Source organism: Bacillus sp. V3-13 (assembly GCF_002860165.1).
GTDB lineage: Bacteria > Bacillota > Bacilli > Bacillales > Cytobacillaceae > Bacillus_BJ.
Genome location: NZ_PGUZ01000069.1, coordinates 30,873 through 57,475, shown reverse-complemented (window position 1 = coordinate 57,475; position 26,603 = coordinate 30,873). Strand labels below are relative to the sequence as shown.

Here is a 26,603-nt window from a genome sequence, read left to right as displayed (position 1 = left end):
AAACTACCGGATTTCCTCTAAACAAAAAAGGACCGGGCATGGTTTTCGCCCGGTTTTTCTTATTGTTTAAAATCCCTTAGAAGTTAACCGAAATCACTCCATAACAAGCATGAAGGAAGCGCTTATACCTTCATAGGATTATACCCACTATTTAACTTTCTTCTCTGTTCGGCTTTTCGTTTTGCAAGCCTGTAACAAATGCTATAATGGTGTAATGGAATGGAAGATAGAATGGAGGCAACCTGAGATGTATGAGATCCGCGAGTGGCGCCATGTGTTTAAACTCGATCCAAATAAAGAGATTACGGATGAAGCGCTTGAAAAAATTTGCGAATCGGGAACGGATGCAATCATTGTCGGGGGGACTGATGGCGTCACGCTTGAAAATGTCCTTGACCTGATGGCAAAAATCCGCCGCTACACGGTTCCTTGCATATTGGAAGTATCAACGATCGATTCAGTCACGCCAGGATTCGACCTATACTTTATTCCGACCGTTTTAAATAGCCGCGACCCTAAATGGATAACCGAACTCCACCATCAGGCTGTAAAGGAGTACGGGGAAATCATGAATTGGGAAGAGATCATCGTCGAAGGCTATTGCATTTTAAATCCAGAATGCAAAGCGGCGAAGCAGACAAAAGCAAACACGGGTCTATCGAACGATGATGTTGTCGCCTATGCAATGATGGCGGAGAAAATGTTCCGGCTGCCGATTTTCTATCTTGAATATAGCGGGTCATACGGCGATCCTCAATTAACGGCAAAAGTGCGAAATACGCTTGAACACACAACCCTGTTTTATGGCGGCGGAATTGAGACAGCCGAGCAAGCCGCGGAAATGGGCGCGCATGCCGATGTGATTGTCGTAGGCAATGTCATTTATAACAATCTTGACGAAGCACTGGAAACTGTAAAAGCTGTTAAAGGGTGAAAGCAAAACCTGCTTTCTCTTTCATAATAAATAAGGTAAAATAAGAACAAACGTTTGTTTGGTGGTGAGCAAAAATGCAATTTTTAACTGATAAATTATTAGCTGGATTAAATCCACAGCAGCAAAATGCTGTAAAAGCAACGAGTGGCCCGCTTTTGATCATGGCAGGAGCCGGCAGTGGAAAAACCCGGGTGTTAACCCACCGCATAGCTTATTTAATGGTTGAAAAAGGGGTGAATCCCTACAATATTCTCGCGATAACCTTTACCAATAAAGCGGCGCGAGAGATGAGGGACCGTATATCAAACATGATGGGCGGGGCAGCGGAGGAAATCTGGATTTCGACGTTCCACTCAATGTGTGTGCGGATTTTGCGCCGCGATATCGACCGGATCGGATTTAACCGCAATTTTACGATTCTCGATACAACCGATCAGCTATCGGTGATTAAAGGGATTTTAAAGGATAAAAATCTCGATCCGAAGAAATTTGACCCGCGTGCGATTTTAGGCTCGATCAGCAGTGCGAAAAACGAACTGATTGATTCCGAACAGTATTCCAATACAGCGGGAGGCTTTTATGAGCAGGTTGTAAGCGATGTTTATGAAGAATACCAAAGACGGCTGCGGAAAAATCAGGCCCTCGATTTTGATGACTTGATTATGAAAACCATCCTCCTGTTTAAGCGGGTACCTGAGGTTTTGGAATATTATCAGCGTAAATTCCAGTATATCCATGTCGATGAGTATCAAGATACAAATAAAGCACAATATACATTGGTAAAGCTTTTGGCTGACCGGTTTAAAAATATATGCTGTGTCGGTGATTCCGACCAGTCGATTTACCGTTGGCGCGGAGCGGACATTGCCAATATTCTTTCCTTCGAAAAAGACTATCCGGACGCCAAAGTGATTTTGCTCGAGCAAAACTATCGTTCGACTAAAAAAATTCTGTCGGCTGCGAACGAAGTCATTGCAAAAAACGTGAACCGCAAGCCGAAAAATTTATGGACGGAAAATGATGAAGGAAATAAAATTTACTATTTTCGGGCAGACAGTGAACAGGGAGAAGCGCAATTTGTTGCCGGAAAAATTAAAGAGATGATTGACAGCGGGAAACGCAAGCCTTCTGAAATTGCAATTTTATACCGGACTAATGCCCAATCCCGTGTCATGGAGGAAGTGCTTTTAAAATCGACGATTGACTATTCAATCGTTGGCGGAATCAAGTTCTATGACCGCAAAGAAATTAAGGACATGCTTGCCTACCTGCGCCTGATCGCCAATCCTGATGACGACATCAGCCTCCAGCGCGTCATCAACGTTCCAAAAAGAGGGATCGGTGGCACCTCACTGGATAAAATTGCCGAGTTTGCAGCGATGCATGATATGTCGATGTATCAGGCACTTGAAGCAGTGGACTTGATTGGCTTAAGCCCGAAAATTACCAAGGCTGCAGCCGAATTTCGCGATTTAATCCAAAACTACACACGCCAACAGGAGTATTTGTCTGTTACCGAGCTGGTAGAAGAGATTCTTGAGAAATCAGGTTATCGCGAAATGCTTCAGCTTGAGAAATCGATCGAAGCACAAAGCCGCCTTGAAAACCTCGATGAATTTATGTCTGTTACGAAAAACTTTGAAGAAACGAATGAAGACAAAAGCCTGGTTGCTTTTTTAACTGACCTCGCGCTCGTCGCCGACATTGACCGGCTTGACGATGACGGAAAAAAAGCAGATGCGGTTGTGCTGATGACTCTTCATTCTGCAAAAGGGCTGGAATTCCCGGTTGTTTTCTTAATCGGCATGGAGGAAGGTGTCTTTCCGCATAGCCGGTCTTTGATGGAAGAGGCTGAAATGGAAGAGGAACGCCGTCTCGCTTACGTAGGAATTACAAGAGCAGAACAGGAATTATTTTTAACCAATGCGCAAATGCGCACTCTTTTTGGGCGGACAAATATGAACCCGCCTTCCCGGTTTATAAAAGAAATTCCGGCCGATCTGCTTGAAGGCGTCCAGCCGGAAGCAAAAATTGGATCACCGTTTGCTTCACCTTCAAGACAGCCGTTCAGACAGCCGGTCATGCGCCCGGTCACCACTTCGACAGGCGGCGAACAGGCGGATTGGAAGGTTGGAGATAAAGCGGAACATGGCAAATGGGGAACCGGAACCGTTGTCAGCGTGAAGGGCGAAGGGGAGAGTACCGAGCTCGACATAGCATTCCCAAGCCCGATTGGCATTAAACGGTTACTGGCAAAATTCGCCCCAATTAAAAAAGGATAACGGAAGCCGGATGAACGAAACAGTTGTGCTTGCGCCATTAGGTGCCAACCGGGACCGAGGGAAATCACCAAATCAATGAAAGGGCTGGATTTATGGACCTTGAAAAAGCGGAATCCCGCGTAAAAGAGTTGCAAAATCTTTTAAATCAATACAATTATGAATACCATGTACTTGACCAGCCGTCAGTACCGGACGCGGAGTATGACCAGCTGCTCCGTGAATTGGTCGAACTCGAGACCGAGTTTCCAGAGCTAAAAACAGCTGATTCGCCTTCGCAGCGGGTCGGCGGTGCGGTCCTTGATATGTTTGAAAAAGTGCAGCACCGCACACAGATGCTCAGTCTCGGCAATGCTTTCAATGAACAGGATTTACGCGATTTTGACCGGAGGGTCCGCCAGATTGCCGGCGAAGAGGTCGCGTATGTTTGCGAGCTGAAAATCGACGGGCTGGCTGTTTCGCTCCTCTACGAAGACGGCTTGTTCATTCGCGGGGCTACCCGTGGCGACGGTACGACCGGAGAGGATATTACAGCTAATTTACGCACGGTCCGATCCATTCCGTTAAGGTTGAATGAACCTGCAACCCTTGAAGTCCGCGGTGAAGTGTTTATGCCGAAAAAGTCATTTGAAGCGTTGAACCGGGCCAGAGAAGAACGAGGCGAAGAATTGTTTGCCAATCCGAGAAATGCTGCTGCCGGTTCGCTTCGGCAACTCGATCCACGGATTGCGGGATCGCGAAATTTGGATATCTTCGTATACGGGATTGCCGATGTTGGGGAAACGGGCGTCGTTTCGCACAGTGAAGGCCTCGATCTATTGGATAGGCTTGGCTTTAAAACCAATAAAGAACGGAAACGTTGTGCGAACATCGATGAAGTCATCCAGTTTGTTGAGGGCTGGGTCGAACGGCGCCCCAACCTTCCGTATGATATTGATGGAATTGTCATCAAAGTAGATTCACTCGAACAGCAGGAACGGCTGGGAACAACAGCGAAAAGTCCGCGCTGGGCAATTGCCTACAAATTTCCTGCCGAAGAGGTGGTCACGGTCTTAAAACGGATTGATTTGCGGGTCGGCCGGACCGGAGTGATTACCCCGACCGCGATTCTCGAGCCTGTCAGAGTAGCAGGGACGACTGTGCAAAGGGCTACGCTCCATAATGAAGATTTGATCAGGGAAAAGGATATTAAAATCGGCGACCATGTTGTCGTTAAAAAAGCCGGAGATATCATTCCCGAGGTTGTCAATGTGCTGGCTGACCGCCGGACCGGCGAGGAGCAGGACTTCAAAATGCCGGACAACTGTCCTGAGTGCAACAGCGAACTGGTCCGCCTTGATGGCGAAGTGGCATTGCGCTGTATCAATCCGAAATGCCCTGCGCAAATTCGCGAAGGACTGATCCATTTTGTTTCCCGCAACGCCATGAATATTGACGGGCTCGGTGAGCGTGTTGTCAGTCAACTGTTTTCAGAAGAATTGATTCACGATGTAGCTGATTTATATAAGCTGACGAGAGATCAGCTTCTTGAACTGGAGCGGATGGGCGAGAAATCCGTCGACAATCTTCTGAACGCGATTGAAGCTTCGAAGCGGAATTCGCTTGAACGGCTGCTCTTCGGTCTTGGCATCCGCCATGTCGGCTCAAAAGCGGCAAAAACGCTCGCACAGGAGTTTGAAACGTTAGACAGGCTTGCCGCAGCCAGCCGTGAGGAATTGACAGCGATTAACGAGATCGGTGAAAAAATGGCGGATGCGGTCGTTACCTATTTCGAGCTGGAAGAGGTGCGCGAATTAATCAACGAATTGAAGGAAGCCGGCGTCAACCTCGTTTACACAGGTCCAAAACCGGTCGCAGCGTCACAGTCTGATTCTGTTTTTGCCGGAAAAACGATTGTGCTTACCGGCAAGCTTGAGCAGCTTTCAAGGAACGAAGCAAAAGAGAAGATTGAAGCGCTTGGAGGCAATGTTGCCGGGAGCGTCAGTAAGAAGACCGACCTGGTTATTGCCGGTGAAGATGCCGGGTCCAAGCTTGCGAAAGCACAAGAACTGGGCATTACGGTATGGGATGAGGAGAAACTGATTGAAGAATTAAATAAGTAAGAGGTGGGAATGCTGTGAAAAAACTTTCAATGGCCGCTCTGTCTCTTGTTTTGCTGCTGACAGCCTGTGCCCCGAATTTTCAACAGCAAGAGGAAGTCGTTCACGAAACGGATGAAAAAAAAGAGAAGGCAATTATCCCGAAATATAAAATATCGGATGAATATTATCGGATGATAACGCCGTTCGAGCCTGGGGAATCCCGCGGTTTAGTCGTGAATAATCTAAATACTCGTTACGATATAAATGAGTTTGAAACAGGGTTGATGAGGCTTGCCCAAAACGCCTTTGATCCGAACAAATACGTTTTTCAGGAAGGCCAGTTTTTAAAAAAGGAACAGGTTACAGCATGGCTGAACCGAAAACTAACGCCTGCGCAGCTGCAAGCAAAGGGTCTGGATGAATCGAAAAATCTCGGTTTAAATCCGGTTGATGACGAGCAGGGCACGATTGAAGAGCGGAACGCAAAAAGCCCGATCTATTTGGCCCATATTTTAGAACATAATTATTATATTAAGCAGGATAATAGCGACGCATTCAGTTTGGGCGGCGTTGTGATCGGCCTGGCGCTGAATTCCGTCCATTATTATCAACGAGAGCAATTTGGCGCCACCTTTGAAGAGGATATCACCCACAATGAACTCGACAGGGAAGGCAAAAAAATCGCTGAAGAAGTGATTAAGAGATTGAGAGGGATTGATGAGCTGAAGGAAGTCCCGATCACCATTGCTTTATTTGAACAGGAAGCGCGCTCATCGGTCGTTCCGGGGAACTTCTTTGCTTATACGAATGTGGCCAGTGGCAGTTCCAGTATCGGCGGCTGGGAGGAAGTCAGCGAAGATTATGTATTATTTCCCTCAAAAGATGCCGAAGTGAACCACCGGGAGGACTTCACTTCCTTTCAGAACTTTAAACAGGATGTAGAAGAATTTTTCCCTAATTTCAATGGTGTAATCGGCGAGGGATTTTACGCTGGAGGCCAGCTTCAGGAGTTAACAATCGATATCCCGATCCAATTTTACGGCAAGGCAGAAGGGATTGGATTTACCCAGTATGTGACGGGAAAAGTGATGGAACACTTCCCGAACTACATTTCTGTCCAGGTGAGCATCACATCGGTAAATGGCCCGGAAGCATTGATCGTCCGCAAAGCGGAACAGGATGAACCTTTTGTCCATATTTACGAATAATAAAATTGTGCCCGCTGGGCCGATGATATAAAAAGATTAAGCCTTCGGAAAGCCAAACGTGCATCCCGGAGGCTTTATTTTAGTGTAAAAGAGTGAATCTTTATCAATTGGAAATTGATGATAGGAAGAGAAGCATGTTAAAATTAAAAGTGTGTGTAAATGTTTCTACATAGGAGGCGGTAACATGGTACAACCATATAAACACGAGCCATTCACTGATTTTTCCAATGAAGACAATCGCAACGCGTACTTACAAGGACTGAAAACAGTCGAACAATATTTGGGCCAGAATTACGATTTATTGATTGGCGGAGAGCGTATCTCCACTGAGGACAAAATTGTTTCATACAATCCAGCAAATAAAGAGGAAGTGATCGGGCGCGTTTCCAAAGCGAACCGCGATCTTGCCGAGAAGGCCATGCAGGCGGCCGTCGAAGCATTTAAGACATGGAAAAAAGTAAAGGCGGAAACACGCGCCGATGTATTATTTAAAGCAGCAGCGATTATCCGCCGCCGCAAGCATGAGTTTTCTGCCCTGTTAACGAAGGAAGCTGGCAAACCATGGCGCGAAGCGGATGCCGATACGGCAGAAGCAATTGACTTTTTGGAGTTTTACGGCCGTCAAGCCTTAAAGCTTAAGAATGGAGTGCCGGTGCAGAGCCGGCCAAACGAATTTAACCGTTATGATTACATTCCGCTTGGTGTGGGAATCATTATTTCACCATGGAATTTTCCGCTGGCGATCATGGCCGGTACAACTGTCGCGGCAATTGTTTCCGGCAACACCGTGCTGTTAAAACCTGCATCAGCTACTCCGGTTGTCGCAGCTAAATTTGTCGAAGTGATGGAAGAAGCGGGACTTCCAAAAGGCGTGCTAAACTTTGTTCCGGGCAGCGGTGCAGAAGTGGGCGACTATTTGGTAGACCATAAAGACACCCGTTTTATTTCATTTACAGGTTCCCGTGACGTTGGGCTCCGCATTTTTGAACGTGCCTCCAAGCTGAACGAAGGCCAGATTTGGCTGAAGCGGGTAATCGCTGAAATGGGCGGCAAAGATACGATTGTCGTCGACAGTGATGCAGACCTCGAATTGGCGGCACAAGCGATCGTTTCCTCCGCGTTTGGCTTCTCCGGCCAAAAATGTTCGGCAGGCTCGCGCGCAGTTGTCGTGGAAGATGTCTATGACGAGGTATTAAACCGTGCCGTTGAATTAACAAAAGAATTAACGGTCGGCAATCCCGAAGATCAGAACAACTATATGGGACCGGTTATTGACCAGGCTGCCTTTGATAAAATCATGAGCTATATTGAAATTGGCAAACAGGAAGGCAAATTGATGACTGGCGGTGAAGGAGACAATTCGAAAGGATTCTTTATCAAGCCGACGATTTTTGCTGATCTTGCTCCGAAATCGCGGATCATGCAGGAGGAAATCTTCGGACCGGTTATCGGCTTCTCAAAAGCAAAGGACTTCGACCATGCCCTTGAGATTGCCAACAACACCGAATATGGCTTAACCGGTGCTGTCATCACCAGGAACCGCGAACATATCGAGCAAGCCCGTGAGGATTTCCATGTTGGAAACCTGTACTTCAACCGCGGCTGTACAGGCGCGATTGTCGGTTACCAGCCGTTCGGAGGCTTCAACATGTCCGGTACCGACTCTAAAGCAGGCGGTCCCGACTACTTGCTGCTCCACATGCAAGCAAAGACTACTTCTGAAATGTACTAAATTTCAACCCCCTTCTTTTCCGGGAAGGGGTCTTTTTTTGAAAAAATAAGCTCCGTGAAGAGTCTTGCTTTTCCAGAAGCAGAGCCCGATGTTTCTCCAGGCTGAGTTGATGGGTATATTGCAGGTAAATAGACTTGGTGGAGAATGGTCAAATGATTAAACGGAGAATAGAATTTCTTTTTGTGATTATTTTGGCAGCCGCTTTATATATTATGATGTTTAGTGGCTTCTCATCATTTATAAAGCTTATTTTTGCCATCATATACGGCGTGATCATTTTGATCAGTGCCTACTCTTTAATGCTTGAAAACCGGTCTGCCCCTCATACGCTGCTGTGGATGTATGTTCTCGTCTTCTTCCCCCTGTTGGGGTATTTCTTTTATTTATATTCAGGACAGCTATATTTAAAAGGTTATTTGTTTAAAAATAAGCGGAGTAAAGACAGGGAAGAGTGGCTAAAGCTGTTGAATAAAGAGAAAGCGCCCAGTTTAGCGTTTTTGCAGGACAATCAGCAAGCCTTCGCCAAATATGCGAGCAGAGCGTCGCTGACGTCCATTAGTACGGCCTCGCAGACAACCGTGCTGAAAAATGGCCAGGAAACTTTTTCGGAGATGAAGAGAAAACTAAGAGCTGCCAAAAAATATATCCATATCGAATACTATATTTTCCGGTCTGACCGGCTTGGGAAGGAAATCATCGATATCTTGATAGAAAAAGCCAGGGAAGGGATAGAAGTTTTGTTTATCTTTGACGCAGCAGGCAGTATGAGCCTGTCCGGCGAGGATATTGCCAGAATGAAAAGCGCTGGAATTAAAGCTTTTCCCTTCTCTCCATTAAAATATGGATTTTTTAATCAAAAATTTAACTTTCGCAACCATCGGAAAATTGTCGTGATCGATGGCGAATTTGGCTTTGTCGGCGGATTGAATGTCGGTGTGGAATATCTCGGTGAAGATGACAGCATTGGATTCTGGAGGGATACCCATTTAATGCTGGAGGGAGACGCCGTTTATACTCTCCATACGATTTTTTTATTGGATTGGGAGTATGTCAGCGGAGAAAGTGTTCTGAAAAAACGGCCTCAACCGAAGCCGATTGAGGAAGAAGAATTGGATGGAGCTGTGCAGGTGGTGGCGAGCGGACCTGATACACAGCAAGGGATCATGAGTGACTTTTTCTACACGCTGATCGCAAGTGCGACAAAGTCAATCTGGATTGCCACTCCTTATTTTGTGCCGAATGAGGCAATTCGAACCGCACTCAGGGTTGCTGCCGTAAAGGGTGTGGAGGTCCGGGTGATGGTGCCGGAAATTAATGACAGCTTTCTGACCCAATATGCTTCGCGCTCTTATTTTTCAGAACTGTTAAGATGCGGCGTTGAAGTTTATTCGTATAAAAAAGGATTTTTGCATCAAAAAATTATCATTGTTGATGGCAACCTTGCTTCGATTGGGACTGCGAATATGGACATGCGCAGCTTCCACTTGAATTTTGAAGTGAATGTGTTTTTATTTGGCACCAGTTCAATCCGGGACCTGATCGCCCATTACGAGAAGGATATTGAAGACAGCGAGCTGATCCGTCCCGTTGCTTATTACAAGAGGGGCTATATAGAAAGAACAAAAGAATCGTTTGCGAGGCTGTTTTCAGGAGTGTTATAAAGGAAATATACTGCTTTATTAAAATCAGTCAAAAAACCCCATATGAATGGGGTTTTTTGACGTGGGTATGGGGTCAGCTTTATGCAAAATTAATGCGGTATGTCGGGCGGATTTATATGTGTAACACAAGAGCCCCTTACCCGTTTTGCTATCCTGTCTGTAACTTTCACATCTCATCATGCTTCGGATATTTACTGACAACATGAATGGCGTTTATGATGCGTTTATTGATCCACTTCCGGTTTTCCAGGGTATTGAGCTGCTCGAAAACCTGTTTCCTTCCTGCTTCTGTTGTTACATAATGATTCGGCAAATTATTTAAGCTCAAAGCAATAATATCGTTGCGGCACTTCTGGCATTTGCAAAACGTCTGGTATTCAGGCCCAAGCATCAGCACATTCACAATGGTTGTAACCATTTCCTCCATGACATTGACGAAACCTTTGTCCATTTATCTTCCTCTTCCTGTGATGATGTTAACATTTATGATTCATTAATGGTCATAATGGGATAGTTTCATTACCTTATTGTAATCCCCCAGCTATTGAAAAGGGTAGAGTTTTTTAATTGGATTTTATTACTTATAACAAATTATCGGCTTAATCGAACCGTCTAAATCGTCGTGAAAACAAAAAGAGACAAAACGAGACGCCAGTCTCATTTTGTCTCTTTTTCTTGTCCCTAAAAAATATGAATGTCCTATCTTTTACACTAGTCTGTGTTGGCACGATATTTGCATTAAAAAATAGTGAAATCAAATCTGCGAATGGAGGGTTATAAATGGAAACGACGAAAAGCAAAGAAACGGTCTTGTCTCAGGAGAAGGCACAATGGATGTACAAAAAGATGCTTGAGATCCGCAAATTTGAAGACAAGGTGCATGAGCTGTTTGCAACGGGAATACTTCCGGGCTTTGTTCACCTTTATGCCGGGGAGGAAGCTGTGGCTGTCGGTGTCTGCGCTCATCTGACTGAAAAAGACAGCATCACAAGCACCCATCGCGGCCATGGCCATTGTATCGCGAAAGAATGCGATTTAAATGGGATGATGGCTGAAATCTATGGAAAGGTAACAGGCCTTTGCAAAGGTAAAGGCGGTTCCATGCACATTGCCGATTTGGATAAAGGAATGTTGGGGGCGAACGGGATTGTCGGAGGAGGGTTTCCGCTTGCGTGCGGTGCTGCGTTAACGGCTAAATACAAAAAGACCAATAATGTAAGCGTTTGCTTTTTTGGCGACGGAGCCAATAATCATGGTACTTTCCATGAAGGAATCAATCTTGCTGCGATATGGAAGCTGCCGGTTGTTTTCGTCGCGGAAAACAATGGCTATGCAGAGGCGACCCCGTTTAATTATGCATCAAGCTGCAAGGCCATTAAAGACCGGGCGATTGGCTACAATATTCCGGGTGTTCAGGTCGATGGCAAAGACGTAATGGCTGTTTATAAGGCCGCGGAAGAAGCGGTTCAAAGAGCCCGGAGAGGCGAAGGCCCTTCATTGATCGAGTGTGTTACTTACCGAAATTACGGACATTTTGAGGGAGATGCACAGAAATATAAAACAACGCAAGAAAAGAAAGAGCACATGCAAGAGAAAGATGCCATTATCCAATTCAGGCAATACCTGCTCAATCAGCAGCTGTTGGATGAAAATGAACTGAAGGCGCTCGAGGAAGCTGTTGCAAAAACGATTGATAAGGCCGTGAAGTTTAGTGAAGAAAGCCCATATCCGGATGCATCCGATTTATTAACCGATGTTTATGTATCGTATTAAAAATAAAAGGGAGGAATGAAGGATGGCACGAGAAATCAGTATGTCAGAAGCGATAAACGAAGCGATTAAGCTGGCAATGAGAAAGGACGAAAACGTTATTCTGATGGGCGAGGACGTAGCCGGCGGTGCGGAAGTCGACCATCTTCAGGACGATGAAGCATGGGGAGGTGTTCTTGGCGTCACAAAAGGGTTGGTACAGGAATTTGGGCGTGACCGGATTTTGGATACGCCGATTGCGGAAGCGGGATATATGGGTGCTGCGATGGCAGCCGCATCAACCGGTCTTCGTCCGATTGCTGAGTTAATGTTTAATGATTTCATTGGGAGCTGTCTGGATGAGGTCATGAACCAGGGAGCAAAGTTCCGTTATATGTTTGGCGGAAAGGCGCAGGTTCCGGTTACAATCCGGACGATGCACGGCGCCGGGTTCCGGGCAGCCGCCCAGCACTCACAAAGCTTATACGCTCTGTTCACCAGCATCCCGGGCCTGAAAGTGGTCGTTCCGTCAACTCCTTACGACGCAAAAGGCTTATTACTCGCAGCGATTGAGGACAACGACCCTGTTATCTTTTTTGAGGATAAAACACTGTATAACACGAAGGGGCAAGTGCCGGAAGGGTACTATACAGTTCCGCTCGGGAAAGGCGAAGTGAAACGCCAAGGCACTGACTTAACCATTGTGGCGGTCGGCAAACAAGTGTATACGGCACTACAGGCAGCAGAGCAGATTGCCGCTAAAGGAATCGAAATCGAAATAGTAGACCCTAGAAGCCTGTCGCCATTGGATGAGGAAACAATCCTTTCCTCTGTAGCGAAAACGAATCGATTGATCGTGATTGATGAGGCCAATCCGAGATGCAGCATCGCCACTGACATAGCCGCACTGGTCGCTGATAAAGGCTTTGATTCGCTTGATGCACCAATCAAAAGGATAACTGCACCGCATACTCCGGTCCCATTTTCACCGCCTTTGGAAGATATTTATCTACCTACACCGGAGAAAGTGATTAAAGTGGTATCTGAACTACTGGGAGAACCTCTTGGTGTATAAGGGTCTATGACAGAAAGGAGAGCGCATGAATGGCTGTAGAAGTGGTAATGCCGAAGTTGGGAATGGCTATGAAGGAAGGCACAGTGTCACTATGGAATAAAGAAGTCGGAGATCCGGTTGGGGCCGGAGAAACCATTGCGAGCATCAACTCGGAAAAAATAGAAATGGATATTGAATCTCCGGCAGATGGCACGATTCTAAAAATCGCTGTACCAGAGGGAGAAGGTGTCCCTCCTGGTACGGTTATATGTTATATCGGAAACGCCGGTGAAGAGATCATCTTCAATGAAGTTAGTGGCCAGGAAACTACCGTGAATAAACAGATTCAAAAAAATGACGGACAGCCAGCAAAAGCGGTTGACAGTCCGCGTGATAGAGTGAAAATTTCACCGGTCGCACGGAAATTGGCGGAAGCAGCCAATTTGGATCTTGAGAAGATCACAGGTACAGGACCCGGTGGGAGAATAACTAAGGAGGATATGCAGGAAGCCATCAACAGCATCCGTACTCGGGAAGCTTCGACAAATGAAGAAGCTGCAAAGCAATCCACTGAAAATTCGCGGCAGGTTGACGTCACGGGAATCCGGAAAGTGATCGCAAGGCGTATGCAGGATAGTTTACAAAGCAGCGCGCAATTAACGATTACGATGAAGGCGGATGTAACAGAACTTATCAAACTGCAAAAGCAAGCCTCTGAAGCGATACAAAAAAACAGCGGAGAAAAGCTGACACTAACAGACTTTTTATCGCGGGCAGCCGTCCTTTCGTTAAAGGAACATTCACAAATGAACAGTGCCTATATTGATGAAAAAATTCATCTCTTTGAGGAGGTTCATCTTGGGATTGCAGTAGCATTGGAAACGGGCCTGGTGGTTCCGGTTATCCGGCACGCCGAAAAATGCACAATACGGCAATTGTCGAAGGCAAGCAAGGAGCTCGCCCGGAGAGCAAGAGAAGGGCGGCTTTCCAGTGAGGAAATGCAGGGATCCACTTTTACAATAAGCAATCTTGGCGGATACGGTGTTGAACACTTCACCCCTATTTTAAATCCGCCGGAAACAGGTATTCTTGGTGTTGGTTCCGTCACTGATACGCCTGTTTATATAGGTGACGAATTAAAAAGAAGAAGCATCTTGCCGCTGAGCTTAACTTTTGATCATCGCGTACTTGATGGAGCTCCCGCTTCAGCATTTTTACAAACATTGAAACGCTATTTAGAAGAGCCGATGACGATGCTTTTATAGAAGGGGGAAGATCCTTTGAAGCCGATAACGGTAATAGGGGGAGGCCCTGCCGGGTATGTCGCGGCGATAACTGCTGCCCGGCAGGGAAAAGAAGTCATCCTGATCGAACAGGGGCCATTGGGAGGCACCTGTTTAAACGAAGGATGTATGCCGACGAAATCTTTATTGCAGAGTGCTGATACGTTTCAGCTTGTCAAAAATGCAGCATCATTTGGTGTCCGTTTGCCATCCCAATCAATAGAGATCGATTGGAATACAGTACAGCAGAGGAAAAACGCAATTGTTACTCAACTTGTCCAAGGCATTCAATTCTTAATGAAGAAGAATAAAATAAAAGTGATAAAGGGCAAGGCTTCGTTTGTAAACAGTTCTGTATTAAGGATAGAGAACTTTGACAAAAGCGAACAGATCGAAGTGAACCAGGTTATTATTGCTTCGGGATCAGAACCGATTTCCTTGCCGTTTGCACCGTTTGATGGAGAGTGGATTATCGACAGCAGTCAGGCGATGCATGCCGAATCCATTCCTTCTTCCCTTTTAATCATAGGAGGCGGTGTGATCGGATGCGAGTTCGCAAGCATCTATAGCCGGATGGGAACGAAGGTTACCATCATCGAGATAGCCGAACAGCTCCTTCCCGGGGAAGATCAAGATATCTCTTCCGTGTTACATAAAGAATTGGAGAGTCAAGGTGCAGCAATATATACATCGACTGCAGTGAAGGATATCAATATAGAAAAAAAGAAGGTTGTGGCAGAGAATGATAATGATGAAGGCATCCATGAATTTCAGCCCGATTGCGTACTTGTATCAATTGGAAGAAAACCAAGAGTAAACGGTTTAGGCTTGGAGAATATTGGTGTTGATTATACAAAGCAGGGAATTGTGGTGGATGAAAAACTGCAAACCAATATCCCTTCCATATATGCCTGCGGCGACGTGATTGGAGGAATCCAGCTGGCTCATGCCGCTTTTCACGAAGGGACGGTTGCAGCGTTGAATGCCTGCGGTCAAGATGCAAAAACGAATTACCGGGCTGTGCCCCGCTGTATTTATACTCACCCGGAAATAGCCAGTGTAGGTCTGACGGAAAAACAGGCAAGGGAGCAGTATGGCGATATTGAAATTGGGGTATTTCCCTTCTCTGCAAACGGTAAAGCGCTTATTTCGGGTGAACGGATGGGCAAGGTAAAAGTGCTGGTTGAACCGCAATATCATGAGATTGTTGGTTTATCCATTGTCGGTCCTCATGCTACAGAATTAATCGGCCAAGGGACGCTTATGCTTCACGCGGAATTAACAACAGATGTTTTGGAGCATCTTATTGCCGCCCATCCGACCTTATCCGAAGCGGTACATGAAGCCGTGCTTAGTGCTGTTGGCCATCCTGTGCATGTGTAACGAAGATATAAAAAAGGAGGAATACTGATGGTGTCAAATGAGAGAACGGCGCTGGTAACCGGGTCAGGTCGGGGAATTGGCCGTGCCATAGCCTTAAGGCTTGCCAAAGATGGTTTTAATGTCGTGGTTAACGACATTGACTTGGACAATGCTGAAACTGTTGTGAAGGAAATCAAGGAATTAGGCCGGGAAAGTTTCTCGATTCAAGCAGACGTTAGCAAAAGGGATCAAGTTTTTGATATGGTCCAAACTGTAGTAAAACACTTTGGACAGCTCGATGTAATGGTTTCAAATGCAGGAATCGCTCAAATTAAGCCTTTGCTGGAAGTGACAGATGAAGATCTTCAACAAATATTTGAAATAAATGTATACGGTGTCCTTTATTGTCTGCAGGCTGCTGCTGAACAGATGAAAAAGCAAAAACATGGGAAGATTATTAGTGCTGCCAGCATTGCGAGTTATAAAGGGTTCAGCCTATTAGGGATATATTCAGCTACCAAGTTTGCAGTCAGAGGCTTAACACAGGCAGCAGCTCAAGAATTAGCTCAATTCGGGATTACGGTTAATGCCTATTGTCCGGGAATTGTCGATACGCAAATGTGGGATCTTATTGATGAAAAAATCGGTGAATATATGAATCTTGAAAAAGGAGAAGCATTTAAACAGTTTACGCAATCAATCACACTTGGAAGGCCGGAAACACCAGAAGATGTAGCTAAGTTTGTATCCTTTCTGGCCTCGCCGGATTCAGATTATATGACTGGCCAGTCCGTTATCATCGATGGAGGAGTCATTTTTTCATAGTTAAATAGGCTAATAAACTTAATGTTCGCTTGTACGTTTACAAGCCTTATCCTTGCTGTTCTGTCATTTAAAAACCCAAAAAATAATCCACCCTTGAGCCGGAAAGCATGGGGTGGATTATTTTTTCCGTTATGCTGATTGCCTTTAGGGAATCTGCTATCACAAAAGGTAAACCAAAACCGACCATAGGCACACTTCCAACTTCAAATCCTGTCACTTTCTGGACTTCCTTTGCAGATGCTAGTTATTGCAACCTAATTATAAAAGCAATATAACTTTTGGTTTCATAGTTCCCTAAGCACTCCGATACCCTCCCTATATATTTCAACACAATGCTTAAATAATCTTTCTTTAAGTATCGGTCCTTTTAGTGTACAAGAAAAGCCCTTCTTCTTAATGAAATAAAGCACCTGTTTAGCTGAAGAAGGAGTCTTGCGTCTTACGGTTACTTTAACTCATATGAATGTCTGTTCCATACTGAAGCAATTTTAGTTTCCTTGCCACAGATTGGGATGCAAAATTGTCCCACGAAGTGCTATATAGAGCAATTCGTCCTTGTTTTTGTACCTCTGCTGCCCAGGCATTTGTCACGTCTATACCGTATCCTCTTCCACGGTAATCTTCATGTGTGAATACACTTGCTTCGTCTGCCTTTGTGGACTTTCTTGCACTGCAACAAATCGAAACAGTAATGTTATCTTCAACTATTACAAAACAAGGTTGCTTATACTCAAAATCCTCAAATGTATATGGAAAATAAGGCTTTAAAAGTTCTTTGTTTTCATGAGTTACTTGTATGGCTTGTGTACGAGTCCTGTCTCTTACATCAGGAAACACATACGCTGGTCCAATCCATAAGTTATTTAACTGACGGTCTATGCTTAAAACCTTGATTACTTCCCATAGATGAGCACCAGGATTTGTCCCTATAACTTGTTCTAGCTGTTCTACAAGGCTCGCATCCAGCGTATTTGAATACCTTACTACACTACCCAATTTAGTGCCACCAACGAAAATTCTTGGTGCAACATCGTATGGTGGTTCATTCACGACTGTCACTCGGTTTTCAGTATCGTGTTTAAATAACACATTCACATGTTGTTCCATCAATTCTAAATCAGACAACATAAACATTCCTCCGTAATTTAACGTCATCAATCTAGCCATCGTTTTTTAGTCTTTTGTTGTATTAACCTGCCCCGTTGAAAAGATCAATCTAAGTTCTTATTTTCGAGTAAACTGGGAATAATTCCTTTTTATAAACACTTTTATGGGATATGGGAGGAATGTATTGTGTTATTGTCAAAAGCATGGGAAACATATGAATCAGATAGACGTATTGAGGGATTTTTTCCACAACCATTGAAGGCATATCAACTTTAGATAAACTTACTTGTCCGTTATTTTGGTGACGTGAAGCTTGATTCACTTACAACTGAGCAATTAAAAAATTATTTGTCAGAATCGAGTACGATCTTAAAACTGGGAAAAGAGATAAAGAAAGGGAGGTTTACTTTAATATTCGTTACGATATATGGCTTAAACGTTACATTGATAGTCGGGAAGATAAAGATCCAGCGGTCTTTGTAACAGAAAGGTTTCCGCATAAGCGGTAGACTTAGAAAAGAATTTTACCAGAAATATTTTTAATCATTGAAAGAGCAACACTTTAGACGTTGCTCTTTTCAACTCTTGCACCCTTTAGCTCAATAAGAATATTTAATTTAGTAAGCTGGCTCTCCGTTTTCAGTTTCAGTATCAAATCCCATTCCCCTTAGCAGCTGCTGGGTATAAGCTAAACTTTGCTCTGTTTGCTGCTGCCAGCTGATAACAGAATCCATAAACCCTTTATATTCACTTGGAGCATTTTCCCTCATAACCCTTAACCATTTCGTTACTTCCTTGTCTTGCTTTAACCCATTATTAACACATGCAACCAGAGCTTTAATAATGGATTCATGGTATTCACCACTCTGCAATCGTTTTGCGCAGCCTAATGCTGTAACACGGTGATAGGAGGCTGGAACAAGATGATTATGCATTTCTGCATTTCCTTTCAGATTTTTAGTGATAGGAATATGAAATAATTGCGTCGTCATTGAACAAACCATTTGTTCGCCGTTCAGACTGTAGTTTAAATACTCCAATACAGAAGACCAGTCTTGCCGGTAGGGATAATAATAGTTCAATACATTCACCCACTTTTAAAAATTCTATAACATTCTATGTATCATTTATATTTTTGCCCCTAAAGGTTGTCAATTGATCAAATTTAAAATTAAATTGCTCTTACTTTTTACTGCTTTTATTAGTAACGTCTAATCAATTCCTTTAATCTTTAGGGTTGATGATTGCCAGTACTTGATGATCCTCCCATTTTCCGTTTATTTTTACATTTTGCTTAGCTATTCCTTCTTTATGAAAGCCTGATTTCTCTAGAACTCGTGTGGACGCAATATTGTGAGGCATTACTCCAGCCTCTATTCGATGTAATTTCAACTTATCGAATCCATAATCAACTATTAATTTAACAGCTTCTGTCGTGTAGCCATTTCCGTTATGATTTTTATCTAAAAAATAACCGATGAATGCACTTTGCAGAGAACCACGAAGAACTTGAAAAAGGTTAATTGTACCAATTAAGGTTTTATCATTATTTTTAAAGATTCCAAAATTATACTCTAGGTCTTTATTAAACTTTTCGTTTTGGCTTTTTATTAATTCTATTTGAGCTTCAAGTGTATAAAAATCATCCGTACGAATCATTGAAAACCTTTCAAAGAAATTCCGATTATCCGTTTGTAATTTTAGGCTTGCTTTAGCATCATCTGGGTTTAACGGTCTTAGATAAATGTTCTCCCCGTTAATCATAAGCAATCCCCTGCCTTTCTTCTTTATAGATATAATTCTGTATTTAACAAGTTTGTCCTTCTTCAACTGCTAACCTGCCCCGTTCCTGAAATAAAAAAGGCTTACACTCCTTATATGAAGTAAAGCCTCTCTCAGCCTGAACAGAAACAGGAAAGTAAAAATGTTTATATAAATATTATTGATTTGTGCTTTCTCCGAGTGCTGGTACGTACTCATCGTCACCTTTGCGGATTTTATCTTCATTTGTTGTTACCTCTACCTGTGCTGCGACCTCTGGATTGCCAAGGGCAGCTGCATCGGGATTACGCCCACTGATTTTTTGGACCTTATTTTTTTCGTGTTCCATGATTCATCACCTCCCTGTTTTTAATGTAACCTTGAGGATGTTTTTTATAATTTATTAATCAAAAAAGGAAGAAATACAGATTCGGTAGGACACAATATAACGTGATTGAACTATGCTGCCTCTTTAGTTCAAAAACAGCACTAAGCTAAAACGGCTTTAATAATAAAATCCTTCAGGTCACATTCAGTTGTTTGTACAAAAGTTATAATCAGAAAAATCATGTTATTTAATCGAATGTTACTGCCACCTGGTTTAATTCATTTAAAGCTTGTGGTTCAATTTTTAATGTAAACGCAGGTTGACCAGTGCCTCCGTAAATAAAATCATAATGGAAAAGTCGTTTGTCTATCACAAAAGGTAAATCAAGGCCGACCATAGGCACACTTCCTACTTCAAATCCTGTAACCTTCTGGACTTCCTTTGGAGATGCTAGTTTTACTTTATTGCAGCCTAAAATACCGGCTATGTTCTCAAAATTAACTTTTCCACGACTTCCGGATACAACTAAAGCAAAGAACCCTTTATCGGTTTTTAATATCAGCGAAGGAGCTGTTTGCCCAACTTCAATCCTAAAAAATTCCGAGCCCTCTTCTGCTGTCAGTAGCGGTTTTTCGTGTTTGATTATTTCAGATATAAATCTGCTTTGCTTTAAAATTGCTTGCAATTTCTCCATAAGAAAAATCCCTCCAACCCGATTTTAATACACCAGAATTCAGAAAAAATTAAAGAAGAACATTTATATATTCCCCATTTGATCCCTTGATGCATATACTTTATTGTTCGTTTCAAGTTTCAACAGGGGAGTAAAAAAAATCTAAATTACTTTTCCATCATTTTAATGCAGCTCATTTATGTATTTCTCATTTTTTATATATAAGGAGAGATCAACTTTGCAAAATGCTCAGGAAATCCCGGTTAGTATACCAGTCCCATCACGGTGGGGTATCCATGCTGCTATAGCTGGCAGACCGGTCGTTTGGGGCACAATGATCATCAACTCCATTACCGGAAACAGGGTAACTGGTACAGTTAATTTTCGTGGCAGACCTATTCCGATTAATGGATATTGGGATGAACGCACCAAACAAATAAGATTTGATTCACCTTATGCTTCATATTTAGGTAACTTAACGATATATGATGATCCCCCAATTAGAATTCGACATCATATTTTAAATGGACGTCTTATGATGAAGCCCCCTTCATTACAAGCAGGCGAGTATGGAACTTGGGTTGCTACCACCGATACAACTCTCACCGGATCCCCCGTTATTAGTGACATTTTGCCTCCTGTTGGAGTCTTTTTAACATCAGATATACTATACGGTAATCGGCTGCAAAAATAGAGTTATATGGGGGGGAACAGAGGGATTTTTCCGTATTTTGCATCCCATTACAAAAATCCAGTTAAGATAATCGTTCATATTGGTGCTCAAGGAATCCCTCAGATTTATATTATCTGAAGGCTTCCGGGTGCAGCATAATGTCCTTTATTTGCTCAATTACATTCATTCTTATAATGATCTATCAAGAGGCTCAGCTTTTATTAGAAAGTGTTTTCTGGGTCTCTTTTTGTATGCCCTTTTTCAGTTTTAATTTTCATGATAGTGAATGAGAAACTATCTCTTTCCCGCTTACCAAATTAGTATCCATGGGAACCAGTAAATTACAAATTTATGAATCATAGCACCTGTGAAATCCTTTTTAGTTAAGTTTGTATATTTCATCTTTTTGTGATGGATAATAAACTTATGAATGAATTTCAAGGGGGTTGTGAATTTGAGCGAAGTGTCCAATAATAACCAATCAAGGCAGAACCAAGGTAACTTACTAAGTGGACAAAAGCAAGGCAATGCGCTATACAGTATTGCACTAGGTGGATTGATTTTAACAACTGTTTACACAGCTGTGTTAGCATCACAATTAATGAGCACCAAGCAGAAAGTTGAATATATCTATTACAAAACAAAGTTTACAGAAAAAAAATAACCCGTTGGTTACACAGGGAGAGCAACTGATGAATTTATGTGACCTATAGCCCAAACAGTTTCACGCATACTATGCATGAAGCTGTTTTTAATGAAACACTTATCCAATAAAACAGCATTATTGAAAGCGGATACATAATTTGTTATAATATTATGAAAACTCCCCATGGAATTGATTTAACCTCAAGCCATATTACTCTTCCAGTTGAATCATACAGGTATTAGTTTTCCCAAATCTATGTGTCACTCTTCAAGCCATATGAATAGGAGGATAGCGCATGAAGGAAACTGTTTGTTATTTAAATACCTGGAAACGGTTTGTTAATGAAGGAGTCCTTGATTCAGCCCGTTTGAACAAAAGAGTAATGGAATCCTGGTACAGATGTAAAAAAGAAAAAGTGAATCCTTACTTATATAAAGGCGAGAATATTTTAACAAATGATCTACTGAACCTTCAAAGAGAAAAAAATTCTCTTCTTCTGGAAATTGCTTCCCCCTATATAGACAGGATGAACGAGACAATCCGGAAATCCGGCATGATGGCGCTTTTAGTCGATCCGGATGGATATGTCTTATCCCTTTCAGGAAACGAAAAAATAGTTGAAGATGCACGCAAAATCAATTTTATCGAAGGTGTTCGCTGGACTGAAAGAGAAGTTGGGACAAATGCAATCGGAACGGCTTTACAGACGAAAGAGGCTGTAACGATAAAAGGAACCGAGCATTATTCGATTGCTTCACATCGATGGAGTTGTTCAGCCTCACCAATTTTAAGTGCTGACGGATTGTTAATGGGAGTATTGGATATTTCCTGCCCTGTTGAATATTCACATCCATTTATGTTGGGAATGGTGGCTTCGATTACTTACGAAATAGAACGGGAAATTAGCAAGCGATCTTATGAAAGGGAACTTGCGCTTTTTCAGCGCTCCGTTGAACTGTCGGATACATACAGGAACCGCCCGTTTGTCGTTTGCAACCAAAACGGCATCATTATTTCAGCGAGCAAACCGGTTCGTGAAAAGGTACCGCGATCAATTGGCATGAGCATTTCGCAGTTTTTACGATATGGTTATCAAATTGACTTGGAAACCGCTCTTTCCTTTAAAGAAGGCAGAGAAGTAACGGGAACTTGTTTGTTTTTATCAGAAGGAACGTGTAATTCGGACAGTCGACTATTTATTGGTTCAAATTCATCATCAATGTTTTATTTTAATGGAGAGATTGGCAGGAGTGAGGCTTTTCAAAGCACATTAAAACAAGTGAAGCTTGTTTCCTCCACAGATGCCAGCGTTTATATATCCGGAGAAACAGGTACCGGGAAAGAGTTGATTGCCCAGGCCATCCACCAAAATAGCCCCCGCAAGGACGGACCTTTTGTCGCTCTCAATTGCGGAGCGATACCAAAGGACTTAATCGAAAGTGAATTGTTTGGGTATGAGGAAGGAGCCTTTACGGGAGCGAAACGAAAGGGCTATAAAGGGAAGTTTGAACAGGCTCATAAGGGAACGCTTTTTCTCGATGAAATCGGCGAAATCCCCCCAGCCATGCAGGTGGCATTATTGCGTGTATTGCAGGAACGGAAGGTCGTTCCGATTGGAAGCAGAAAAGAAATTCCGGTAGATATCCGCATCATTACAGCAACTCACTGCGATCTTACTGAGCTTGTCAATCAGGGCTCTTTTCGAAAAGACTTATATTACCGTCTGCATGTTTATCCAATTCATGTTCCTTCTTTGCGCGAAAGGAAGGAAGATATCCCATTTCTAGTCCGCTATCTTTGCCAAAAACATAACTGGAATATCCCATTGTCAGATAGATTATTTGATAAATTGAAAGATTACCAATGGCCCGGGAACATAAGAGAATTACAGAATGTGCTGGAGCGGTTAAATATTTTGTTTTCAAATGGTGCGGCTGAAGATAATCTATTTCTACATAATATGTCTTCCCCGGAGATTATGGAGCCATCATTTGAATCGGCAACAACGCAGCTTGAAGCGCGCAGTCAAACAGGAAATGAACTGACTGTCCGGGAAAAAATTCAAAAAGATTTAATGCTGGAGGCCTTGCAAAGGACAAAGGGAAATGTGACGGCAGCGGCGAAATTGCTCGATGTTCCAAGAAGTACTTTTTATAAGCGGCTGCGAAAATATGGGTTATAAACATCTTTCGAAAGATAAAATTTTTCATAGTTATAGCTTCGAATCGTTAGTAGAGTCTGAATCATATATAAACAATTGCTTTTGAAGTTTTGGGAGTGTTCCTCCACTTTCCAAAAGTTTGGGCCGCGACTTAAGTTTTTCGGGAATTGGGGGAGGTACTCCTTTTTCTATGCTCAAAACATAACAGAGATTTTTTTGATGACTATTCATCGAAACAAAAGGAGTCCTTGAAAAAAATGTAGAAAAATAGATAATGAACTTAATTTTTCAATAAAGCAGGAAGCGAAATGTTTATTAAACGCATTAAATCCAATAATTTCGATCCTGTAATAATACCAGAAAAAGAAGTTTTCGCAGTGAGAATATTAAATCGATTGAACCTCATCTGCAAAGGTTTTACGAAAGCTTGTTAAATCAGATTAGGAAAGGCTGCCGATAGTACGAAGGGGTGGTTTATTATTGTAAAGGTAAGTTTTAAAAATTCACGTGGCTTGAACCTGGTCGGGAATTTTTTTGAGGCAGACTCCAAAGCGGTCATTATTATGTGTCACGGTTTTACGTCAGATAAATCGTCCAGAGGCCGTTTTGACCGGTTTGCCAATACATTTCAAGAGCAGGGATACAATGCTCTCGCTTTTGATTTCAGCGGTTGCGGTGAAAGTGATGATGACAGCTTGACACTCGCAAAACAAATTGATGATTTGAAATCGGCCATAAAGTTTGTAACCGAGCAGGATTATTCACAGATTGCTTTGTATGGGCACAGCTTTGGCAGCCGAGTTTGTTTAGAAGCATTTGATCCTGAAAATATCTCAACCATGATTTTAACGGGTGCATCAACTGGTCCTGTCAAATATAACTGGGATGAACATTTTTCTAAATTACAATTACAGGAACTCAATGAAACAGGTTATATAACAGAATACCAAAATGGAGGCAGCCGAAAGGCCGTGATCATCGAAAAACAGATGCTTCTGGATTTTGAACAGTTTAACCAGGAAGAGGTTTTGAAGCGGATTACTTGTCCGGTTTTAATTATCCATGGCGATGAAGACTGGGAAGAGAAGCTGTTGGCAAAGAATTCGCGAGCAGGGATGAAATGGCTGCCAGCTGAATCGCAATTAACAGTCATTGAAGGTGCTGGCCACAGCTTTATGAATCACTTATCCATAATTGAACAGTTGTCGATCGACTGGCTTAGAAAATATTTTTCTATTAAAAAATAAATCACCTCTTACGAAAACCGGCTTTTTTTTCAGGTCGGTTTTTTTATTTTTGGTTGGAGTAGTGTCTGTGGAGTTGCAAATAATGGTTTCGCTTAAATAAAGCTGATTTTCGCTTAATTCTTGATTTTTTCGCTTAAATCACAGGCGCTTTCGCTTAATTCCGTCTACTTTTCGCTTAATTACTCTAACTAAATATCTATAAAAGTAATTTATTAGAAAATATTACCTATAATTGGAATAAAACAACGATCAATCCATCAAATTTTATCATTTTTCTCCCAAAAAGAACACAAACAGAGCATTTTGATACAAAAGTTTATAAAAATATTTGTCGAAATAAAATTCTGAAAAATCACATAAAAACAGTTTGCATTTTCGAATCCCTGTTATATAATACAAACATGAATAAATTCGTTGTATTATAACAAATTAAGCAAAGTACAGGTTGTTGATTTCATAACTTTACAAAGTTATGTAATTTTATAGTTAAATAAGACCATTTTTAGGAGGAAAAAATGATGACAGATGAAAGAGTGCAAGAGTTGCAGGAAAGCTGGGAGTTGGATCCACGCTGGCGGGGGGTTACCCGTCCGTACTCGGCAGAGGATGTGATCAAGCTGCGCGGTTCAATTGATATTGAACATACTTTAGCGCGCCGGGGAGCAGAAAAGCTCTGGAACCTTATCAATCAAGAGGATTTTGTGAATGCCCTCGGCGCTTTAACCGGAAATCAGGCAGTCCAACAAGTAAAAGCCGGGCTAAAAGCGATTTATTTAAGCGGGTGGCAAGTGGCTGCAGATGCCAATCTTTCCGGGCATATGTATCCGGATCAAAGCCTGTATCCTGCGAACAGCGTACCGAACGTGGTAAAGCGGATTAACCAGGCGCTGCAAAGAGCCGACCAAATTCATCATTCTGAAGGTGACAACTCGATTGACTGGTTTGCACCAATTGTTGCAGATGCAGAAGCAGGCTTTGGCGGCCAATTGAATGTCTTCGAATTAATGAAAGGGATGATTGAAGCAGGCGCTGCAGGCGTTCATTTTGAGGACCAGCTGTCATCCGAGAAGAAATGCGGACATCTTGGAGGCAAGGTATTATTGCCGACACAGACAGCTATCCGCAATTTAATTGCGGCGCGCCTGGCAGCGGATGTGATGGGGGTCCCAACCGTATTGGTTGCACGGACAGATGCGAATGCAGCGGATTTGATTACGAGCGATGTGGATCCATATGATGCGCCGTTTATTACAGGTGAGCGCACTCCGGAAGGATTTTTCCGCGTCGAAGCGGGATTGGAACAGGCAATCGCCCGGGGCCTTGCCTATGCTCCATACGCAGATTTAATCTGGTGCGAAACATCAGAGCCCAATATTGAGGAAGCAAGACAATTTGCCGAAGCCATCCATGCGAAATATCCTGGTAAGCTGTTAGCCTATAATTGCTCACCATCTTTCAACTGGAAGAAGAAACTCGATGATCAAACGATTGCCCAATTCCAAATCGAGCTTGGAAAAATGGGCTACAAGTTCCAATTTGTAACATTGGCTGGCTTCCATGCCTTGAACCACAGCATGTTTGAGCTAGCCCGCGGTTATAAGGAACGCGGAATGGCAGCGTATTCAGAGCTCCAGGAAGCTGAATTTGCAAGTGAAGAACATGGATATACAGCAACAAGGCATCAGCGTGAAGTTGGAACAGGCTATTTTGATCAAGTGTCGATGGTCATAACAGGCGGAACGTCGTCGACAACCGCTTTAAAAGGATCGACAGAAGAAGCCCAGTTTACTGCTTCTTAAACCCTTTAGCACCGTAATCTATTTCTGATGCAAGCTAATA

23 protein-coding genes are annotated in these 26,603 nt (G+C 43.0%); 16 read left to right on the top strand and 7 right to left on the bottom strand.

What is annotated here, in order from left to right; genetic code table 11:
* The first annotated feature begins 247 nt into the window (after nucleotides 1-247).
* The 6 genes from CU633_RS19935 to cls all read left to right on the top strand — a co-directional run bounded on the left by CU633_RS19935 (nucleotide 248) and on the right by cls (nucleotide 9,895).
* On the top strand, nucleotides 248-934 hold the full coding sequence (locus CU633_RS19935) for a heptaprenylglyceryl phosphate synthase (protein ID WP_101662305.1): 687 nt from the start codon (nucleotides 248-250) through the stop codon (nucleotides 932-934).
* A 74-nt stretch (nucleotides 935-1,008) separates the two neighbouring features.
* Nucleotides 1,009-3,216 carry a DNA helicase PcrA gene (gene pcrA, locus CU633_RS19930; RefSeq protein WP_101662304.1) on the top strand — a complete coding sequence of 736 codons (2,208 nt, stop codon included), beginning with the start codon at nucleotides 1,009-1,011 and terminating at the stop codon, nucleotides 3,214-3,216.
* Nucleotides 3,217-3,308: 92 nt separating this feature from the next.
* A complete protein-coding gene (gene ligA / locus CU633_RS19925; protein WP_101662303.1) occupies nucleotides 3,309-5,315 on the top strand; it encodes an NAD-dependent DNA ligase LigA in 2,007 nt (668 codons plus the stop codon).
* A gap of 14 nt (nucleotides 5,316-5,329) precedes the next feature.
* Nucleotides 5,330-6,502, top strand: a complete 1,173-nt coding sequence (locus tag CU633_RS19920) for a CamS family sex pheromone protein (protein ID WP_101662302.1) — start codon at nucleotides 5,330-5,332, stop codon at nucleotides 6,500-6,502.
* 184 nt (nucleotides 6,503-6,686) lie between these two features.
* Nucleotides 6,687-8,234, top strand: a complete 1,548-nt coding sequence (gene pruA, locus CU633_RS19915) for an L-glutamate gamma-semialdehyde dehydrogenase (RefSeq protein WP_101662301.1) — start codon at nucleotides 6,687-6,689, stop codon at nucleotides 8,232-8,234.
* A gap of 152 nt (nucleotides 8,235-8,386) precedes the next feature.
* A complete protein-coding gene (cls, locus tag CU633_RS19910) occupies nucleotides 8,387-9,895 on the top strand; it encodes a cardiolipin synthase (protein WP_101662300.1) in 1,509 nt (502 codons plus the stop codon).
* A gap of 166 nt (nucleotides 9,896-10,061) precedes the next feature.
* Here the strand turns inward: cls and CU633_RS19905 are convergent, their stop codons facing one another.
* Entirely contained in the window at nucleotides 10,062-10,346 is a 285-nt protein-coding gene (locus CU633_RS19905) for a late competence development ComFB family protein (protein ID WP_257959121.1), read from the bottom strand.
* A 329-nt stretch (nucleotides 10,347-10,675) separates the two neighbouring features.
* Between CU633_RS19905 and CU633_RS19900 the strand changes: the two genes are divergently transcribed.
* Genes CU633_RS19900 through CU633_RS19880 form a run of 5 tightly spaced genes read left to right on the top strand, consistent with a single transcriptional unit; the run spans nucleotide 10,676 to nucleotide 16,168 of the window.
* The gene (locus CU633_RS19900; protein WP_101662299.1) at nucleotides 10,676-11,668 is read left to right on the top strand and encodes a thiamine pyrophosphate-dependent dehydrogenase E1 component subunit alpha; all 993 of its coding nucleotides are present in this window, start codon (nucleotides 10,676-10,678) and stop codon (nucleotides 11,666-11,668) included.
* 22 nt (nucleotides 11,669-11,690) lie between these two features.
* Nucleotides 11,691-12,719 (top strand): alpha-ketoacid dehydrogenase subunit beta, encoded by a 1,029-nt coding sequence (locus CU633_RS19895; RefSeq protein ID WP_101662298.1) that lies wholly within the window; start codon nucleotides 11,691-11,693, stop codon nucleotides 12,717-12,719.
* Between the two features lie 29 nt (nucleotides 12,720-12,748).
* A complete protein-coding gene (locus CU633_RS19890; protein WP_101662297.1) occupies nucleotides 12,749-13,963 on the top strand; it encodes a dihydrolipoamide acetyltransferase family protein in 1,215 nt (404 codons plus the stop codon).
* 15 nt (nucleotides 13,964-13,978) lie between these two features.
* Nucleotides 13,979-15,364, top strand: coding sequence for a dihydrolipoyl dehydrogenase (gene lpdA / locus CU633_RS19885; protein ID WP_101662296.1), 1,386 nt, complete (start codon nucleotides 13,979-13,981; stop codon nucleotides 15,362-15,364).
* Nucleotides 15,365-15,391: 27 nt separating this feature from the next.
* Nucleotides 15,392-16,168 carry an acetoin reductase gene (locus tag CU633_RS19880; protein ID WP_101662295.1) on the top strand — a complete coding sequence of 259 codons (777 nt, stop codon included), beginning with the start codon at nucleotides 15,392-15,394 and terminating at the stop codon, nucleotides 16,166-16,168.
* Nucleotides 16,169-16,235: 67 nt separating this feature from the next.
* On the opposite strand, the gene CU633_RS23015 is transcribed toward CU633_RS19880, so the two are convergent.
* The 6 genes from CU633_RS23015 to CU633_RS19855 form a co-directional block, all read right to left on the bottom strand.
* A complete protein-coding gene (locus CU633_RS23015) occupies nucleotides 16,236-16,385 on the bottom strand; it encodes a hypothetical protein (protein WP_180955045.1) in 150 nt (49 codons plus the stop codon).
* A 233-nt stretch (nucleotides 16,386-16,618) separates the two neighbouring features.
* Nucleotides 16,619-17,296 carry a GNAT family N-acetyltransferase gene (locus tag CU633_RS19875; RefSeq protein ID WP_101662294.1) on the bottom strand — a complete coding sequence of 226 codons (678 nt, stop codon included), beginning with the start codon at nucleotides 17,294-17,296 and terminating at the stop codon, nucleotides 16,619-16,621.
* Between the two features lie 596 nt (nucleotides 17,297-17,892).
* Nucleotides 17,893-18,357: a hypothetical protein gene (locus tag CU633_RS19865; protein WP_101662293.1), complete on the bottom strand. Its 465-nt coding sequence runs from the start codon at nucleotides 18,355-18,357 to the stop codon at nucleotides 17,893-17,895.
* Between the two features lie 142 nt (nucleotides 18,358-18,499).
* Nucleotides 18,500-19,039, bottom strand: a complete 540-nt coding sequence (locus CU633_RS19860) for a GNAT family N-acetyltransferase (RefSeq protein ID WP_101662307.1) — start codon at nucleotides 19,037-19,039, stop codon at nucleotides 18,500-18,502.
* A 175-nt stretch (nucleotides 19,040-19,214) separates the two neighbouring features.
* Entirely contained in the window at nucleotides 19,215-19,385 is a 171-nt protein-coding gene (locus CU633_RS23010; RefSeq protein ID WP_180955044.1) for a hypothetical protein, read from the bottom strand.
* A gap of 226 nt (nucleotides 19,386-19,611) precedes the next feature.
* The gene (locus tag CU633_RS19855) at nucleotides 19,612-20,058 is read right to left on the bottom strand and encodes an aminoacyl-tRNA deacylase (protein ID WP_101662292.1); all 447 of its coding nucleotides are present in this window, start codon (nucleotides 20,056-20,058) and stop codon (nucleotides 19,612-19,614) included.
* Between the two features lie 217 nt (nucleotides 20,059-20,275).
* Here CU633_RS19855 and CU633_RS19850 point away from each other — a divergent pair, with 217 nt between their 5' ends.
* From CU633_RS19850 to aceA, 5 genes are all read left to right on the top strand, one after another.
* Nucleotides 20,276-20,731 (top strand): hypothetical protein, encoded by a 456-nt coding sequence (locus CU633_RS19850; RefSeq protein WP_101662291.1) that lies wholly within the window; start codon nucleotides 20,276-20,278, stop codon nucleotides 20,729-20,731.
* Nucleotides 20,732-21,173: 442 nt separating this feature from the next.
* On the top strand, nucleotides 21,174-21,374 hold the full coding sequence (locus tag CU633_RS19845; RefSeq protein ID WP_257959128.1) for a hypothetical protein: 201 nt from the start codon (nucleotides 21,174-21,176) through the stop codon (nucleotides 21,372-21,374).
* Between the two features lie 277 nt (nucleotides 21,375-21,651).
* Nucleotides 21,652-23,538, top strand: coding sequence for a sigma-54-dependent Fis family transcriptional regulator (locus tag CU633_RS19840; protein WP_101662289.1), 1,887 nt, complete (start codon nucleotides 21,652-21,654; stop codon nucleotides 23,536-23,538).
* A 491-nt stretch (nucleotides 23,539-24,029) separates the two neighbouring features.
* On the top strand, nucleotides 24,030-24,764 hold the full coding sequence (locus CU633_RS19835; RefSeq protein WP_257959116.1) for an alpha/beta hydrolase: 735 nt from the start codon (nucleotides 24,030-24,032) through the stop codon (nucleotides 24,762-24,764).
* Between the two features lie 518 nt (nucleotides 24,765-25,282).
* Nucleotides 25,283-26,563, top strand: coding sequence for an isocitrate lyase (aceA, locus tag CU633_RS19830; protein ID WP_101662287.1), 1,281 nt, complete (start codon nucleotides 25,283-25,285; stop codon nucleotides 26,561-26,563).
* Nucleotides 26,564-26,603 lie beyond the last annotated feature (40 nt).

Excerpts from the sequence above, each read along its gene's own strand:
- CU633_RS19895 (WP_101662298.1), top strand. The coding sequence starts at position 11,691 with ATGGCACGAGAAATCAGTATGTCAGAAGCGATAAACGAAGCGATTAAG.
- ligA (WP_101662303.1), top strand. The coding sequence starts at position 3,309 with ATGGACCTTGAAAAAGCGGAATCCCGCGTAAAAGAGTTGCAAAATCTT.
- CU633_RS19860 (WP_101662307.1), bottom strand. The coding sequence starts at position 19,039 with ATGATTAACGGGGAGAACATTTATCTAAGACCGTTAAACCCAGATGAT.
- CU633_RS19890 (WP_101662297.1), top strand. The coding sequence starts at position 12,749 with ATGGCTGTAGAAGTGGTAATGCCGAAGTTGGGAATGGCTATGAAGGAA.
- aceA (WP_101662287.1), top strand. The coding sequence starts at position 25,283 with ATGACAGATGAAAGAGTGCAAGAGTTGCAGGAAAGCTGGGAGTTGGAT.
- CU633_RS19935 (WP_101662305.1), top strand. The coding sequence starts at position 248 with ATGTATGAGATCCGCGAGTGGCGCCATGTGTTTAAACTCGATCCAAAT.
- CU633_RS19855 (WP_101662292.1), bottom strand. The coding sequence starts at position 20,058 with ATGGAGAAATTGCAAGCAATTTTAAAGCAAAGCAGATTTATATCTGAA.
- CU633_RS19905 (WP_257959121.1), bottom strand. The coding sequence starts at position 10,346 with ATGGACAAAGGTTTCGTCAATGTCATGGAGGAAATGGTTACAACCATT.
- CU633_RS19875 (WP_101662294.1), bottom strand. The coding sequence starts at position 17,296 with ATGTTGTCTGATTTAGAATTGATGGAACAACATGTGAATGTGTTATTT.
- CU633_RS23010 (WP_180955044.1), bottom strand. The coding sequence starts at position 19,385 with ATGGAACACGAAAAAAATAAGGTCCAAAAAATCAGTGGGCGTAATCCC.
- CU633_RS19880 (WP_101662295.1), top strand. The coding sequence starts at position 15,392 with ATGGTGTCAAATGAGAGAACGGCGCTGGTAACCGGGTCAGGTCGGGGA.
- CU633_RS19900 (WP_101662299.1), top strand. The coding sequence starts at position 10,676 with ATGGAAACGACGAAAAGCAAAGAAACGGTCTTGTCTCAGGAGAAGGCA.
- cls (WP_101662300.1), top strand. The coding sequence starts at position 8,387 with ATGATTAAACGGAGAATAGAATTTCTTTTTGTGATTATTTTGGCAGCC.
- pcrA (WP_101662304.1), top strand. The coding sequence starts at position 1,009 with ATGCAATTTTTAACTGATAAATTATTAGCTGGATTAAATCCACAGCAG.
- pruA (WP_101662301.1), top strand. The coding sequence starts at position 6,687 with ATGGTACAACCATATAAACACGAGCCATTCACTGATTTTTCCAATGAA.
- CU633_RS19840 (WP_101662289.1), top strand. The coding sequence starts at position 21,652 with ATGAAGGAAACTGTTTGTTATTTAAATACCTGGAAACGGTTTGTTAAT.